Annotated in this window: 13 protein-coding genes; 4 read left to right on the top strand and 9 right to left on the bottom strand. The window is 72.3% G+C overall.

Annotated elements, in window-relative coordinates; translation table 11 throughout:
- The first annotated feature begins 29 nt into the window (after positions 1-29).
- Positions 30-620 carry a TetR/AcrR family transcriptional regulator gene (locus IEY71_RS02955; protein ID WP_189083798.1) on the top strand — a complete coding sequence of 197 codons (591 nt, stop codon included), beginning with the start codon at positions 30-32 and terminating at the stop codon, positions 618-620.
- Positions 621-666: 46 nt separating this feature from the next.
- Here the strand turns inward: IEY71_RS02955 and nagB are convergent, their stop codons facing one another.
- The 9 genes from nagB to IEY71_RS02910 form a co-directional block, all read right to left on the bottom strand.
- Positions 667-1,452: a glucosamine-6-phosphate deaminase gene (nagB, locus tag IEY71_RS02950; RefSeq protein ID WP_189083797.1), complete on the bottom strand. Its 786-nt coding sequence runs from the start codon at positions 1,450-1,452 to the stop codon at positions 667-669.
- Positions 1,437-2,360, bottom strand: coding sequence for an ROK family protein (locus IEY71_RS02945; RefSeq protein WP_189083796.1), 924 nt, complete (start codon positions 2,358-2,360; stop codon positions 1,437-1,439). The genes nagB and IEY71_RS02945 overlap by 16 nt, the downstream gene beginning before the upstream one ends.
- On the bottom strand, positions 2,357-3,862 hold the full coding sequence (locus tag IEY71_RS02940) for a glycoside hydrolase family 3 protein (protein ID WP_189083795.1): 1,506 nt from the start codon (positions 3,860-3,862) through the stop codon (positions 2,357-2,359). The genes IEY71_RS02945 and IEY71_RS02940 overlap by 4 nt, the downstream gene beginning before the upstream one ends.
- On the bottom strand, positions 3,859-4,773 hold the full coding sequence (locus IEY71_RS02935) for a carbohydrate ABC transporter permease (RefSeq protein ID WP_189083794.1): 915 nt from the start codon (positions 4,771-4,773) through the stop codon (positions 3,859-3,861). Before IEY71_RS02935 ends, IEY71_RS02940 begins: the two co-directional genes overlap by 4 nt.
- Positions 4,770-5,762: a carbohydrate ABC transporter permease gene (locus IEY71_RS02930; protein ID WP_189083793.1), complete on the bottom strand. Its 993-nt coding sequence runs from the start codon at positions 5,760-5,762 to the stop codon at positions 4,770-4,772. The genes IEY71_RS02935 and IEY71_RS02930 overlap by 4 nt, the downstream gene beginning before the upstream one ends.
- Before the next feature lie 182 nt (positions 5,763-5,944).
- Complete coding sequence (locus IEY71_RS02925; RefSeq protein WP_189083792.1) at positions 5,945-7,210, bottom strand: extracellular solute-binding protein; 1,266 nt, start codon at positions 7,208-7,210, stop codon at positions 5,945-5,947.
- 65 nt (positions 7,211-7,275) lie between these two features.
- A complete protein-coding gene (locus IEY71_RS02920; RefSeq protein ID WP_373292243.1) occupies positions 7,276-8,499 on the bottom strand; it encodes an ROK family transcriptional regulator in 1,224 nt (407 codons plus the stop codon).
- An 82-nt stretch (positions 8,500-8,581) separates the two neighbouring features.
- On the bottom strand, positions 8,582-10,474 hold the full coding sequence (locus tag IEY71_RS02915) for a heavy metal translocating P-type ATPase (RefSeq protein ID WP_229781498.1): 1,893 nt from the start codon (positions 10,472-10,474) through the stop codon (positions 8,582-8,584).
- A gap of 260 nt (positions 10,475-10,734) precedes the next feature.
- Complete coding sequence (locus IEY71_RS02910; protein WP_189083791.1) at positions 10,735-11,952, bottom strand: NADP-dependent isocitrate dehydrogenase; 1,218 nt, start codon at positions 11,950-11,952, stop codon at positions 10,735-10,737.
- A gap of 218 nt (positions 11,953-12,170) precedes the next feature.
- Between IEY71_RS02910 and IEY71_RS02905 the strand changes: the two genes are divergently transcribed.
- The 3 genes from IEY71_RS02905 (at position 12,171) to IEY71_RS02895 (ending at position 14,654) form a co-directional block, all read left to right on the top strand.
- Positions 12,171-12,623, top strand: a complete 453-nt coding sequence (locus tag IEY71_RS02905) for a GNAT family N-acetyltransferase (protein ID WP_189083790.1) — start codon at positions 12,171-12,173, stop codon at positions 12,621-12,623.
- Positions 12,624-12,670: 47 nt separating this feature from the next.
- Positions 12,671-13,057 carry an MGMT family protein gene (locus IEY71_RS02900; RefSeq protein WP_189083789.1) on the top strand — a complete coding sequence of 129 codons (387 nt, stop codon included), beginning with the start codon at positions 12,671-12,673 and terminating at the stop codon, positions 13,055-13,057.
- A gap of 94 nt (positions 13,058-13,151) precedes the next feature.
- Positions 13,152-14,654 carry an HNH endonuclease gene (locus IEY71_RS02895; RefSeq protein WP_189083788.1) on the top strand — a complete coding sequence of 501 codons (1,503 nt, stop codon included), beginning with the start codon at positions 13,152-13,154 and terminating at the stop codon, positions 14,652-14,654.
- Positions 14,655-14,832 lie beyond the last annotated feature (178 nt).

Genomic DNA, 14,832 nt, shown 5'->3' with positions numbered 1-14,832 from the left:
ACACGACGATCGCGACGAGAGGAGCGACGATGCCGAAGGTGAGCGAGGAGCACCGCATCGCCCGCCGCGACGAGATCCTCGACGCGGCGCTGCGCACCTTCTCCGAGAAGGGCCTCGAACGCGCCTCGATGGCCGACATCATCGCGGAGTCCCGGCTCTCCGCCGGCGCCATCTACGGGCACTTCCGCGGCAAGCGCGAGCTCATCGCCGCCGTGGCCGAACGCACCCTGGCCAGTCGCAGCCGTGAGCTCGCCGAGGAGCAGGCGGCGGGCCGCCTGCTGAGCCCGGCCGATGTGCTCGGGCTGCTCCTGCGCGGCATGCGCGACACCTTCGACACCGGGCTGCTCGTGCAGCTCTGGGCGGCGGCGGCCACCGACACCGAGGTCGGCGAGGCCGTGCGCGGACCGGTGGCCGCGATCCGAGCCACCTTCACCGGCGCGATGCGCCCCTGGTTCGAGGCGCGCGCCGCCGAGGGCGGCGCCCCCGCCGAGGAAGCCCTCACCCGATGCATCCCGCTCGCCATGGCGCTCGGCCAGGGCTTCATGATCCAGCGGCAGCTCTTCGACGACTTCGACGAGGAGCGCTACCTCGCCATGGTGGCCGAGGTGCTGCCGCACTGACGCGGGCGCGCCCCCGACGCACGGAGGCGTGAGGCGAGCGGCCCGGCTAGATGCCCTGCCAGGCCGGCTTGTTCGCCCAGGCGTGCCGGTAGTACGCCGTCTGCTGCAGCTTCGACGCCGCCGCCTCGTCGATCACGACGGTCGCGTGCGGGTGCAGCTGGATCGCCGAGCCGGGCTGGCTCGCCGAGACCGGCCCCTCCACGGCCGCGGCGACCGCGTCGGCCTTCGCCTCGCCGAAGGCGAGGAGCACGAGGTGCTTCGCGCGGAGGATGGTGCCGATCCCCTGCGTGATGCAGTGCATCGGCACGTCGTCGGGCGAGTCGAAGAAGCGCGCGTTGTCGGCGCGCGTGGGCTCGGTGAGCGTCTTCACCCGGGTCAGCGAGGCGAGCGAGGAGCCGGGCTCGTTGAAGCCGATGTGCCCGGTCCGGCCGATGCCGAGGATCTGCAGGTCGACCCCGCCGGACGCCGTGATCGCGGCCTCGTAGTCCGCACCGGCGTGCTGCACCTCGGCCGGGTCGCCGTTGGGCACGCGCACGAGCTCCGGGGTGAGCCCCAGCGGCTCGACGACCTCGCGGGTGATCACCGAGCGGTAGCTCTCCGGGTGGCCCGCGGGAAGCCCCACGTACTCGTCGAGCGCGAAGCCGCGCACCCCGCGCACATCCACCCCGTCGGCCTCGATGCGCGCCGCGAGGGCCCGGTACGTGGCGAGCGGGGTCGAGCCGGTCGCGAGCCCGAGCACCGCGTCGGGCGTCCGACGGATGAGCTGCACGATGGCATCGGCGACCAGGGCGCCCGCGGCGTCCTGGTCGGAGACGATCACGACTTCGGCCATAGCTGTTCTCCTACGAGCGCGGCGCCGACGGCGGCCGCGGGGAATCCGAGGGGGATGACCCGCACCCGTCGGGCGAGGTCCAGAGAGTCGAGGAACGCCGATTCGGCGGACCACTCCCCCAGGATACGGTGCACGCCCGCCTCGAGTCGGCCACCGAGGGCGGCGAGCCCGCCCCCGATGACGAGCTGCTCCACATCGGCGGTGAGCACGAGCGTCCGCACGGTCGCCGCGACGCCCGAGAGGAAGCGGTCGCGCACCTCGACGGCGCGAGGATCGCCCGCGTCGGCGGCGTCGAAGAGCTCGAGCGCGGGCAACGGATGCCGACTCGGCCACATCCGGGCGATGGCGGATCCGGAGGCGAGCGTCTCGAGGCATCCGCGTTGGCCGCAGGCGCAGCGCACGCCGTCCGGATCGACCGGGACGTGCCCGACCTCGCCGGCGACCCCGCTCGCGCCGCGCAGCAGCACGCCGTCCTGCACGATCCCGGCGGCGAGCCCCGTGCCGAGGTTCACGTACGCCATCGAACGGGGCGCCTCGCCGCTCGCCGCGAGCAGGTGCTGCGCACCGAGCGCGGCGGCCTTGACGTCGTTCTCCACGCGCACCTCGACGCCGAGCCGGTCGCTCAGACGGGGGCCGAGGTCGAGCCCCTCGACGCCGAGGTTCACCGCGTGGGCGACCCGTCCGGTGCTCGTGTCGACCGCGCCCGGGATGCCGATGCCGATCGAGCTGAATCCGCCGGCGGGGGCGCCGGCGAGCTCGCGCATCCGCTCCGCGGTCGCGTAGGCCGTCTCGAGGACGCCCTCCGCGCCGATCGCGGTCGGGATGCGCAGCATCTCGCTGAGCGCGTCCGCCTCGTCCAGGGCGATGGCGGCGGTCTTCGTGCCGCCGATGTCGATGCCGAGCCTCACGCGAAGCTCGCGGGCGTCGCCCGGCCCGCCTCCTCGACGAGCCCGATCACGGCGTCGCCGACGAGGCGCGAGGCCCCGAAGGTGGCGATGTCGGCGTAGCGCCGGTCGTCCGACGGCCACCCCATGTCGAGCGCGACCACGTCGGACCGCAGGGCCCGCAGTGCGTCGATCGCCCGGCGGGCGAAGTCGTGGCGGTGCAGGTCCTTGCCGATGACGACGACGGGGCCGGGCAGGGCCGCCCAGTCGGGCTCGGCCTCGCCGTCGGCGAGCCGCTCGCGTCGGGCGAGGCTGACCCAGCCCGGTCGCGCCGCTTCGGCCTCCGCGGCGAACACGCCCCAGGGCGCCTCGCCGATGGCGATGTTCGCCTCCGTCTCGACGCGCACCACCGTGCCGACGCCGCCGGCCAGCACCGCGGCGGCCGCGGGCGAGACCTCGAAGGCGGGCACGAGCTCGGCCGGCTCCGGCATGCGACCGGCTGCGGCATCCCCGGCGAGCGGCAGCTCGGCGAGCGCCCGCACGCGGGCCGCCGCCTCGGCCACCCGATCGGCGCCGAGCCGGCCTGCGGCGACCGCAGCCTCGACCGCGACGAGGATCGATTCGAGTTCGGCGTCGTCGTTGTCCGAGCCGATGCAGAGCAGGTCGCAGCCGGCGGCGAGGGCGCGCACGGCCGCCTCGGGGATGCCGTGCACGCCGCTCGCCCCCTGCATGTCGAGGGCGTCGGTCACGATGACGCCCTCGAAGCCCAGCTCCCCGCGGAGCAGGCGATGCAGGATGTGCGGGGAGAGGGTCGCCGGGTTCTCCGCATCGAGCTGCGGGAGCAGGATGTGGCTCGTCATGATCGTCGCGGTGCCCGCGGCCACGGCCGCACGGAACGGCACGAGCTCCCGCGAGCGCAGCGTCTCGAGGTCGACGTCGACGACGGGCAGCGCGAGGTGCGAGTCGGTCGCGGTGTCGCCGTGCCCCGGGAAGTGCTTCGCGCTCGCGGCGACACCCGTGGACTGGATGCCGCGCACCCACGCCGCGGTGTGCCTGGCGACGAGTTCGGGGTCGCTGCCGAAGCTGCGCACGCCGATCACCGGGTTGTCCGGGTCGGAGTTCGCGTCGGCGTCCGGGGCGAAGGCGAGCGTGCAGCCGGCGGCGGCGAGCGCCTCGCCGACCGCCCGGGCGACGCCCTCGGTGAGGACGACGTCGTCGAGCCGGCCGAGCAGGGCGTTGCCCGGATAGGGCGCCCCGCGGTCGTAGAAGAGCCGGGTGACGTCGCCGCCCTCCTCGTCGATCGCGATGACCGCGGCGGGGTTCGCCGCGCGGAGCGAGGCGTTCAGGGCGGCCAGCTGCTCCGGGCCCTCGACGTTCATGCCGAAGAGGCACACGCCGCCGAGCCCGTCGGCGAGCCGGCGCAGCAGCCACTCGGGCGCCACTGGCCCGTCGAAGCCCGGAAGCAGGGTCGTCAGGATGTCCCGGCGCAGCGTCTCGGCCGCGTCGGGTCGGATCTGCTCGCTCATCCCTTGACGGCTCCGCTCACGAGTCCGCTCGTCATCCGGCCCTGCACGATGAGGAAGAAGACGATGACGGGGATCGCCATCAGCGTCGAGCCGGCCATGATGCCGGCCCAGTTCGTGGTGCCGTTCGCGACCAGGAAGGTGCGCAGCCACACGGGCAGCGTCATCATCTCGGGGCGGGCGTTCAGCACGAGCGCCATGATGAACTCGTTCCACGCCTGGATGAAGCCGAAGACGCCGGTGGCGATGAGGCCGGGGGCCAGCAGCGGGAACGTGACCCGCCAGAAGGCGCCAGCTCTCGAGCAGCCGTCGATCATGGCGGCCTCCTCGAGTTCGACGGGCACGCCGTTCACGAATCCGCGCAGCGTCCAGATGGTGAACGGCAGCACGGTCGCGATGTACACGATGGTGAGGCCCGCGATCGTGTTCAGCAGCTGCCAGCCGTCGATGACGCGGAACACCGAGACGATCATCGCCTCGCCGGGGATCATCTGGATGACGAGGATCGTCAGGATGAACGCCCGGCGGCTCTTGAACCGGAACCGGGTCACGGCGACCGAGGCGAGGAACGCGAAGACGAGCGCGATGATCACCGTCAGCAGCGTGACGATGAGCGAGTTCGCCGCCGCGGGGAGGAACGGCGTGCGGCCCGGATCGAAGATGACCGTCTCGTAGTTGCGGAGCGTGAAGTTGTCGGGGAAGAAGTGCACCTCGGAGCCGCGCACGTCGTTGTTCGGCTGGAAGGAGGTGTTCACCATCCAGTACACGGGGAACACGAACAGTGCGAACAGCACGACGGAGAGCGCCGAGAGCAGCCACGTCGTGACCCGGCGGCGGCCGCCGCCGCGCCGCGCGCGATCGAGCGAGCCGGGCGCGGTGACCGCGCGGGTGGTCGGGGTGACGGCGGCGCTCACAGCTCCTCCTCCTTGAGTACCTGACGGATGTAGTAGATGGAGATCGCCATCAGCAGCACCGCGGTGATGACGGCGATCGCGCCGCCGTGACCGAAGTCGCCGCCGGCGATCGAGGTCTGATAGATGTACACGCCGAGCGTGTTGGTCTGGGCGCGGATGCCGCCGATGTCCTGCAGCGCGAAGATCTGCGTGAACACCTTGAGGTCCCAGATCACCTGCAGCATGGTCACGATCATGAAGATCGGCTTGAGGTAGGGGAAGATGATCAGCCGGAAGCGGGCGAAGCCGCCGGCGCCGTCGAGCTGGGCCGCCTCGAGCACCTCGCCAGGGACCTGGGTGAGGCCCGCGTAGAGGGTGAACGCCGCGAACGGGACGGCGCCCCAGACGACGATGATGCCCGCGACCATGAAGAAGCTCAGCGGGTTGATGAGCCACTGGTGCTGGTCGAACTCCGCGAGGCCGAACCAGTTCACGAGGGCGTAGTTGATGACGCCGTACGCCGTGTCGAACATCCAGCCCCACACGATGGTGGCGGTGAGGGCCGGCATCGCCCAGGCGAGGAGCATGCCCACGGTGAGGAGCATGCGGAAGCCCTTGGGCAGGCGCACGAGCATGAGGGCGATGAGCGTGCTCAGCACCATCGTCACCGCCACGCACGCGCCGGCGAACAGGAGGGTGCGGCCGAGGACGCCGTAGAAGACCGGGTCGGTGAAGACGTCGATGTAGTTGTCGAACCAGACCCAGCTCGGCGGGGCGCCGAAGACCTGGGCCCGGCCGAACTCCTGGAAGGACGTGATGATCAGCTGGACGAGCGGCCAGCCGACGATCGCGGCCAGCACGATGATGGCCGGCGTGATGAGCGCGTAGGGGGTGAAGCCGGCGGCGCGACGGCCGCGCCGCTGCGGCTTCCCGCCGCTCGGAGCGGTGAGTCGCTCGCCCTCGACGGCGCTCGGGGCGGCCGGCTCGAGGTCCTGATCGACCGTGGTCATGCTGGTACTCCTGAAAGATCGAGGGATGTCCGGGGGCGGGTTCGGGTCTCGCCCCCGGGGATCGGGGCCGGCGACGTGTGTGGTCGTCGCCGACCCCGGTCGGGTGCGGTGCCGCGGGGGAATGGGGCCCGCGGCACCGCGCAGTCGGCGGGTACCGACTCGCTTCGTCGGTGGGGTGCCGACTAGCTGTTGAGGATGTCCTCGATCTGCTTGTCCGCTTCCTCGGCGAGGGTCTTCACGTCGCCGCCCTGGGCGATGTTCACGAAGAGGTCCTCGAGGATGCGGGCGGCCTCGACGTCGGCCCAGCGCGGCGAGGCCGGCGTGAGCTTCGCGTTGCCGGCCGCGGCGGCGATCGCCTGAGCGACCTCGTCGGTGCCGAGCTTGTCGGCGAGCGAGAGCTTGGCCGGAACCAGGCCGCCCTCGGCGTAGATCGTCTGGAACTCGTCCGAGAGGATGATCTTCAGCGCGTCGACCGCGAGGTCGGGGTGCGCCGACTTGGCCGAGACGCCGATGTTCGAGCCGCCGGCGAAGACCTGCGCCGCGCCGCCGTCCTTGCCCGGGAGGGCGTAGACGCCGAGGTTGGCCTCCTGGTCGGGGCAGCCGGGCGCTTCGGCGTCGACCGGGGCGAGGATCGAGAACTTGACCCAGCTCGGGGCCGAGAGCTGCAGCGTGGTGCCGTCGCAGAAGCCGACCTCAGGGCTCGTCTCGTTCGCGTCCTTCGGCGCGACCGAGGCGGTGGCCATGGCCTGCTGGACCTCTTCGAGGCCCTTGATCGACTCGGGCGAGCTCAGCTGCGCGTCCCACTTGTCGCCGTCCGGCACGGCGACCTCGCCGCCGTTCTCCCAGATGAAGGGGAGCGCGTTGCGCCAGTCCTGGCCGGGCCACCAGATGCCCGACTTGCCGGGGTTCGCCGCCGCGAGCGCGGCACCGGTCGCGACGTACTCGTCGAGGGTGGTCGGCACGGTCTGGCCGGCCGCCTCCATGGCGTCCTTCTTGTAGAACACGAGGCGCGAGCCCGAGTAGAGCGGGGCGGCGTAGAACTTGCCGTCGTAGGTGCCCGCCTCGACGAAGCCCGGCAGCAGGTCGTCGCCGCCGAGGTCCTCGTACTGGTCGGTGAGGTCGAGGAATGCGCCCGCCGAGGTGAACGCGGAGGCCTGCGTGTTGCCGACCTCGACCACGTCGGGGCTGTCCGAGCCGGAGAGGCTCGTGGTGAGGCGGTCGACGAGACCGTCCCAGGCCTGCTCCTCGATGACGAGCTTCGAGCCGGGGTGCTCCTCTTCGAAGGTCTTCACCAGGTAGTCGCGAGCCGTGTCGGGCGTGTCGGTGCCGACGAGCCAGACGCGGATGGTCGCGTTCTCGTCGGATCCGCCGCCGGCGTCTCCCGAGGCGCAGCCGGCGAGGGTGAGCGCAGCAGCGGCGCCGAGGGCCACGATGCCGAGTTTCCGCATTGCGTTGTTTCCTTTCTGGGGGTGAAGGAGCAGCAGGACGCTGTTCTCTCAGTGCGAGGGCTCGTCTACGAGACCCCGAGTTCTCCGGACAGGACCATGACGGCCGTGCCGTGCAGGACGATGTCCTGCCCGTGCGCGGTCATCCGGAGCCTCAGATCGCGGGTCTGTTCCGCCATCGTCCGCTTCCGGAGCGTTTCGAGGGCCGCGTCGATGAGCGGGCCGTCGAGCAGGTGAGCCGGACCGCTGAGCACGATCTCCGGCAGGTCGAGGGCGCCCACGACGGGCGCGAGGACGATGCCCAGCCGGCGGCCAGCTTCGGCGAGGACTTCGGCGCGGGCTGCCTCGTCGGCGTCGGCGCCGAGGGCGTCGAGCTGCTGGGTGAGGCGCGGCACGGACAGCCAGGCCTCGAGGCAGCCGTCGCGGCCGCAGACGCAGCGGGGGCCGCCGTCGGTGCCGACGACGACGTGGCCGATCTCACCGGAGGCGAAGCCCGATCCGGTGACGAGGCGGCCGCCGACGATGAGGCCGGAACCGACACCGTGGCCGATCTTCACGAGCATGAGGTCGTCGGCCTCGGCCGCGCCGTGCTCGGCGAGCACCGCGGCGTTGGCGTCGTTGGTGGCGTGCACCGGCAGGCCGAGGCGGGCCGAGAGCCGCGCCTGGAGCGGGAGGTCGGCCCAGCCGAGGTTGGGGGCCGAGCGGACGGTGCCGCGCGGGTCGACGACACCCGGGGTGCCGATGCCGACGCCGAGCACGGGCGCGGTGGCGAGCCCGACGAGGCGGGCGGCGAGCTCGGCGACGAGTTCGAAGGCCCGCTCGCCCGTCGCCCCGCCGAGCGGCGACTCGGCGCGCTCGAGGATCGTGCCGGAGAGGTCGAGCACGGCTCCGCGGACGACGCGGTGGCCGGAGACGTCGATGCCGACGATGCGGAAGGCTCCGCGGGCGACGTCGAGGAGGGTCGCGGGCTTGCCCGGCCGGGCGTCCTCGCGCTGGCCGAGTTCGACCACGAGGCCCTCGGCCATCAGCTCGGCCACGAGGTCGGAGACCGTGACCCGGGTGAGCCCGGTTCCGCGGGCGAGGTCGGCGCGGCTCTGCGCGCCGGTCGTGTAGAGGGTCTGCAGCACGAGCGCCCGGTTGTGGCTGCGCGCGTGCTCGGGGAGCACCTTGCCCGAGGGGCGAAGTGCGCGGCTCCGGCTCGAGAGCCCGGCGAGCGCGCCGGGACCGGCGGCGGTGGCGGGGCCCGCGAGCTCCGCCTGCGCCGTTCCACGAGGTGCTTCCGTAGCAGTCACGAAAGTTAGTAAAGCTTACGAACAAACTTCGCGCAAGAGGAATTCCCGATGCGAGCCCCTCGTTACCGAGTTGTGATCCGCCTCAGCGAAGCTCCGGCTCGGACGCCGCCGCAGCCGCGCGCGGTTCGCCCGGCACGACCTTCGCACGGTCCAGGCGCCCGCCGATCGCCCGCAGCGCGGCGAGGATCGCGACGAGGTCCACGACCTCCTGCAGCACCGCGCCGAGGGTCGCCGGGATGACGCCGAACGCCGCGACGAGCATCAGCCCGACGCTCACGAGGATGCCGAGCCAGATGCTCTGCAGCGCGATCCGCACCGTGTCCTGCCCGATGCGCACCGCGCGAGCCACCCGCGAGATCTCGTCGACGAGCACGACCACGTTCGCCGATTCGCTCGCCGCCGTCGTGCCCTTCGCCCCCATCGCGACGCCGACATCCGCCGCCGCGAGCACCGGGGCGTCGTTCACGCCGTCGCCGACCATCATCACCGGGCGACGCTCGACGGCCTGCACATCGCGCACCTTGTCGCCGGGCAGGCACTCCGCGTGCACCCGGGTGATGCCGAGCTCCTCCGCGATGTGCCGGGCGGTGGCCTCCGCGTCGCCCGTCAGCATCATGGTCTCCTCGACGCCGAGGCGGCGCAGCTCGGCGAGGGTGGCCGCGGCATCCGGGCGCACGTGGTCCGCGGCGAGCACCGCGCCCGCGTACCGGCCGCCGACCGCGACGTAGACGGCGAGCTGGCCGGCGGCGATCTCGGTCCGACGGGCCTCCGGCGCGTGCTCGGCGACGAAGCGGAACTTGCCGACCACGACCTCGCGGCCCTCGATGGTGGCGACGACGCCGTTCGTGGCCGTCTCGCCCGCGCGATCCGCCTCGGCGAGCACGAGCCCCCGATCCGCGGCCGCCCGGAGCATGGCGGCGGCCAGCACATGCGAGGAGTACTGCTCGGCGCTCGCGACGAGGCGCAGCAGCTCGCGCTCGTCGAAGCCCGGTTCCGGACGGATCTCCGCGAGCTCCGGCTCGCCGCTCGTCAGGGTGCCCGTCTTGTCGAAGACCGCCGTGCGCACCCTCGCCAGCAGCTCGAGCACCCCGCCGGACTTCACGATGAGCCCGTTCTTCGCGGCCCGGCTCATCCCGCCGAGGAACGCGACCGGCGCCGCGATGAGCAGCGGACAGGGGGTCGCGAGCACGAGCACCTCGGCGAAGCGCACCGGATCGCCCGACGCCCACCAGGCGATACCGCCGAGCGCGAGCGAGAAGACCGTGAAGGGCACGGCGTAGCGGTCGGCGAGGCGCACCACCGGCGCCTTCGACTCGGACGCCTCGGCGACGAGCGCGACGATCTGCTGGTACTGGCTGTCAGCCGCGGTCGCGGTCGCCCGCACCTCGACGGCGGAGCTGCCGTTCACCGAGCCGCTCAGCACCGGGTCGCCCGAGCGCTTCTCGGCCGGCACGCTCTCGCCGGTGATCTGCGACTCGTCCATCGTCGTCTCCGGCGAGAGCAGCACCGCGTCGACCGGGACGAGCTCGGAGGGACGGATGAGCAGCACCTCGCCCGGCCGCACGGCGTCGGCGGGCACATCGACGATCTCGCCGTCACGGCGCACGTGCGCCTGCTGCGGGGCCCGGGTGAGCAGGGCGTCGAGCTCGCGCTTCGCCCGACGGTTCGCGTAGTCCTCGAGCGCTTCGCCGCCGGTCAGCATGAGCACGACGACCACGGCCGCGATGTACTCGCCGACCAGCACCGTCGCGACGATCGCCGTGATGGCGAGGACGTCGAGGCCCCAGTGGCCGCGGAGCAGATCGCGCACCATGCCGACGCCCTGCCAGGCCGCGATCGCGAGCGCGTAGACGCTGAACAGCCACGGGACCGCCGCCCCCGCGCCGGCCGCCCACAGGACGAGCCCCGCGAGCCCGACGATCACCGTCAGCGTGACCGCCCAGTAGCGCCTGGCGACGTGCAGGATCCGTGTCACGAGCCCGCTCCTCCCGCCGGCTCCCCCGCGCCGGTCACGGGCCCAGCCTACGACGCCGGCGGCATCCGCGCCCGGCATCCGCCCGGCTGCACGTGGCATCCGCCCACCGGGTCGCTCGGTCGCCCCGCCTCATCCGCCCGCCTCGGCCACCCCGCCTCATCCGCCCACCTCGTCCGCCGGGCTCGCCTCCTCCCGGCACGACGAAGGGCGGATACCGAAGCATCCGCCCTTCGCCGTCGGCCGCATCGCGGCCCGCGTCATCAGGCCGCGAGGCGCGCCTTCAGGTTCGCGTCGATCGCGTCGAGGAAGCCCTCGGTCGTCAGGTACTCCTGCTCCGGGCCAACGAGGAGCGCGAGGTCCTTCGTCATGGCGCCCGACTCGACCGTCTTCACGACGACGTCCTCGAGGGTGTTCGAGAAGTCGATGAGCTCCTGGTTGCCGTCGAGCTTGCCGCGGTGCGCGAGGCCGCGCGTCCAGGCGTAGATCGAGGCGATCGGGTTCGTCGAGGTCGGCTTGCCCTGCTGGTGCTGGCGGTAGTGGCGCGTGACCGTGCCGTGCGCCGCCTCGGCCTCGACGATCTTGCCGTCGGGCGTGGTGAGCACGCTCGTCATGAGGCCGAGCGAGCCGAAGCCCTGCGCGACCGTGTCGGACTGCACGTCGCCGTCGTAGTTCTTGCACGCCCAAACGTAGCCGCCCTCCCACTTCAGCGAGGAGGCGACCATGTCGTCGATGAGGCGGTGCTCGTAGGTGAGGCCGGCCGCGTCGAACGCGTCCTTGAACTCGGTGTCGAAGACCTCCTGGAACAGGTCCTTGAAGCGGCCGTCGTAGGCCTTCAGGATCGTGTTCTTCGTCGAGAGGTACACCGGGTAGTTGCGCGAGAGGCCGTAGTTCAGCGAGGCGCGCGCGAAGTCGCGGATCGAGTCGTCGAGGTTGTACATGCCCATCGCGACGCCGGCGCCCGGGGCCTGGAAGACCTCGAACGACTGCGGCTCCGAACCGTCCTTCGGGGTGAAGGTCATCGTGAGCGTGCCCTCGCCCTCGAACTTGAAGTCCGTGGCGCGGTACTGGTCGCCGAAGGCGTGGCGGCCGACGATGATCGGCTTGTTCCAGCCCGGCACGAGGCGCGGGATGTTCGAGATGATGATCGGCTCGCGGAAGATGACGCCGCCGAGGATGTTGCGGATCGTGCCGTTCGGCGACCGCCACATCTTCTTCAGGCCGAACTCCTCGACGCGGGCCTCGTCGGGGGTGATGGTGGCGCACTTGACGCCGACGCCGTGCTTCTTGATGGCGTTCGCGGCGTCGATCGTGATCTGGTCGTCGGTCTCGTCGCGCTTCTGGATCGAGAGGTCGTAGTACTCGAGGTTCACGTCGAGGTAGGGGTGGATGAGCTGGTCTTTGATGGCCTGCCAGATGATGCGCGTCATCTCGTCGCCGTCGAGTTCGACGACGGTGCCTTCAACCTTGATCTTCGACAAAGGGATGTCTCCTTGAATGCGGGCGGGGAAGCGGGCCCGTCGTGCGGGCTCGAGAACCGGCGGGGCGCGAGAGTTCGCACCGCCGGACAGTTTACCGTGTCGCGCGAATATCTCGACATCGAGAGATCCTCCCCCGTCGTTCCGCGGAACGACGGGGGCGCTGCGGATGGGACCAGAGGCGGATACCGGCACGGGCCGCGAGCCGTTAGCCTGTTCGCATGGGTGCGCTGAGACTTGAAGACCTGTCCGCCTCGAACATCGTCGCGGCGAACACGCTGTCGCTGAAGCCCGGGCAGGAGCAGTTCATCGCCCCCGTCACCTACTCCGCCGAGGCCTCCGTCGTGAACCCCGAGACCGCGTGGCAGCGGGTCGCGCTCCTCGACGACCGGGTCGTCGGGTTCATCCACGGCAACTTCGACCCCGAGAACGTGCACGAGGAGTTCCGCGCCTGCATCTGGCGCATCAACGTGGACGCCGAGGTGCAGGGCCAGGGCGTCGGCCGCTTCCTCGCGACCGCCCTCGCCGAAGAGGCCAAGCGCCGCGGCTTCGACCGCATCACCGTGCTCTGGGAGCCCGGCGACGAAGGCCCCGAGGCGTTCTTCCACCGGGTCGGGTTCACCGACATCGGCGAGACCGCGTACGGCGACATCATCGGGGCGCTCGAGCTCTGAACGAGCGGATGCCTCGCACGGGCACCGGCCCGGGAGGCGCTCGCGCGATGCGTTCTCGCGCAGCGGGCGCCGGTGCGGCGAGTGCCGACTCGGCGGGCACCCGTCCGGCGACGGCCGGTTCCGGCGAGCCGTTCGGCAGCTTCGCGGACGCGGTGCTCGCCGTCGTCGCCGACATCCCCTCCGGCTACGTCGCGACCTACGGCGATGTCGCCGCGATCCTCGGCACCCGCGGGGCGCGCGCGGTCGGGCGCGTCATGGCGCTCTCGGGCGGCACCGTGCCGTGGTGGCGGGTCATCCGCGCCGGCGGGCACCCGCCGAGCGGGCACGGAGCGGAGGCCCGTGCGCACTACGAGCGCGAGGGCACACCACTGATCGCCGTCGAATCTCAGGACGGCTACCGCGTCGACCTCGCCGCGTGCCGCTGGCGCGGCTGAGCAGCCGTCCTCCACACCCCGCACCCGTCCGCCTTCCTCCACCGTCCGGGGCACCCCGTCCCGAGACCGCGCTATCTCGACGCAGCATGGACCCATGTCCGCCGCATTCCCGCCCTTCGCCGAACTCGGCGAAGCCGTGCGCACGGCGGCCCGCTCCTGGCACCCGGCCGATCGCTCCGACCGCGAGCTGCTCGAGAGCCTTCGCGCGCTCAGCGAACTCCGTCACGAGATCGAGCGGCTGCAAGCCCTCGCCGCGGCCGAGGCGGCGCGGCGCTCGCGGACCGTGTTCGGCGCGCAGGGACTCGCCCGCCGCGACGGCCACGCGACGACGACGGCCCTCGTGCAGCACGTCACCGGCGCCACGAGGCGCGAGGCGGAGGCGCTGCTCGAAGTGGGGCGCATCGCCGCCGAGGCCGCGGCCTCGGCAGGCGCCGGCCGACCCGACGGCGACGCCGACGCAGATGAGACGAATGGGGCCCTGCTCGACGGGACTGGCGCGCGTGCTGCCAGCGCCATGCCCGTCGAGGCTCCCTGGCATGCGGCCATCGGTCTCGCGGTCGCGCGCGGCGAGCTGACCGTCGCCGTCGCCGACGCGCTCCGCTGGGGCATCGGTCCGATCGAGGAGCTCGACGACCCCTCCCCTGCCGACGGCGAGCCGGGCGCCGAAGCGCTCTCCGCCCGCATCGCCCGGGCGCTCCCCGAGCTCATCGCCACCTGCCGCACCCGCTCTCCGGAACAGGCGAGACGAGCAGCCCGCTCGCTGCGCGACCGACTCGACCCCGCCGGCGTCGAACGACGCGCGGAGGGCCAGCGGCGTGCGCAGTTCTGGCGCATGTGGCAGACCGAATCGGGCATGTACCGCGGAGAGTTCGAGCTCGAGCCCGTCGCCGGAGCCGAGGTCAAGGCGCTCTTCGACCGGCTGAGCCATCCACGTCGCCTCGATCGACGCGTCCGGCGCACGTTCGGTCATCCGGTCCACGGCGAGCGCGCGTACGCCGAGGCGCGGAGGAGCCGTGAGCGCAACGCCGCCGAAGGGCTCGCGCAGCTGCTTCGAGCCGGTGCCTCGGTGAACCCGCACCGCGTCCTCGGCGACCGCAGACCCGCGGTGCACCTCGTCGTGAACGCCGCATCGCTCGAACGCGGCAGGGGCAGCGGCGCCCTGGAGGGGCACGGCGATCGCGTGCCGCTCGCGACGACCGTCGCCGGTCTCTGCGAGGGCTACCTCCCGGTCCGCTTCGACGGCGGGGCGGTGCTCGACCTCGGACGAGACGAACGCCTGTTCAGCGAGGCGCAGAAGGCCGCGATGGCGGTGCGAGACGGCGGATGCCGCGACCCCGAATGCGATCGTCCGCCCTCCTGGACCGAGGCGCACCACATCGACCACTGGCGTCGCGACGACGGCCGCACCGATCTCGCGGACGGCATCCTGCTGTGCCGGCGGGACCACCTCCGCTATCACAACGAGGGCTGGGAAGTCCGGCGCGAGGGCACCGAGTACTGGCTGATCCCGCCGCCTCGGGTCGACCCCGAGCAACGACCCCGCGCGATGCCCTCGAAGACTCCGGCAGATGTGCTGGATCCCTTCGCCCCGAGCTGAGCCTGAACCCAAGCAGGTCTAGCGCGCGTGGCGTCGAGGGGGATCCTTACTGTGCTGTGCTGTGCTGTGCTGTGCCGCCGTGCCGCCGTGCCGCCGTGCCGTGCCGGGGCTCGGGCCTGGGCCGGCCATGCCGGTGCCGTGCCAGTGCCAGCGGCAGCGCCAGCGCCCAACGCCAACG

The sequence above is a fragment of the Agromyces mediolanus genome (assembly GCF_014648575.1).
Lineage (GTDB): Bacteria > Actinomycetota > Actinomycetes > Actinomycetales > Microbacteriaceae > Agromyces > Agromyces mediolanus.
Note: the sequence above shows the minus strand (reverse complement) of the source record. Positions and strands in the feature narration are given on the sequence as shown.

Bases quoted from the DNA above. Each gene is read 5' to 3' on its own strand.
- nagB (WP_189083797.1), bottom strand. From the start codon at position 1,452: ATGGCCGAAGTCGTGATCGTCTCCGACCAGGACGCCGCGGGCGCCCTG.
- IEY71_RS02955 (WP_189083798.1), top strand. From the start codon at position 30: ATGCCGAAGGTGAGCGAGGAGCACCGCATCGCCCGCCGCGACGAGATC.
- IEY71_RS02905 (WP_189083790.1), top strand. From the start codon at position 12,171: ATGGGTGCGCTGAGACTTGAAGACCTGTCCGCCTCGAACATCGTCGCG.
- IEY71_RS02940 (WP_189083795.1), bottom strand. From the start codon at position 3,862: ATGAGCGAGCAGATCCGACCCGACGCGGCCGAGACGCTGCGCCGGGAC.
- IEY71_RS02925 (WP_189083792.1), bottom strand. From the start codon at position 7,210: ATGCGGAAACTCGGCATCGTGGCCCTCGGCGCCGCTGCTGCGCTCACC.
- IEY71_RS02930 (WP_189083793.1), bottom strand. From the start codon at position 5,762: ATGACCACGGTCGATCAGGACCTCGAGCCGGCCGCCCCGAGCGCCGTC.
- IEY71_RS02900 (WP_189083789.1), top strand. From the start codon at position 12,671: ATGCGTTCTCGCGCAGCGGGCGCCGGTGCGGCGAGTGCCGACTCGGCG.
- IEY71_RS02895 (WP_189083788.1), top strand. From the start codon at position 13,152: ATGTCCGCCGCATTCCCGCCCTTCGCCGAACTCGGCGAAGCCGTGCGC.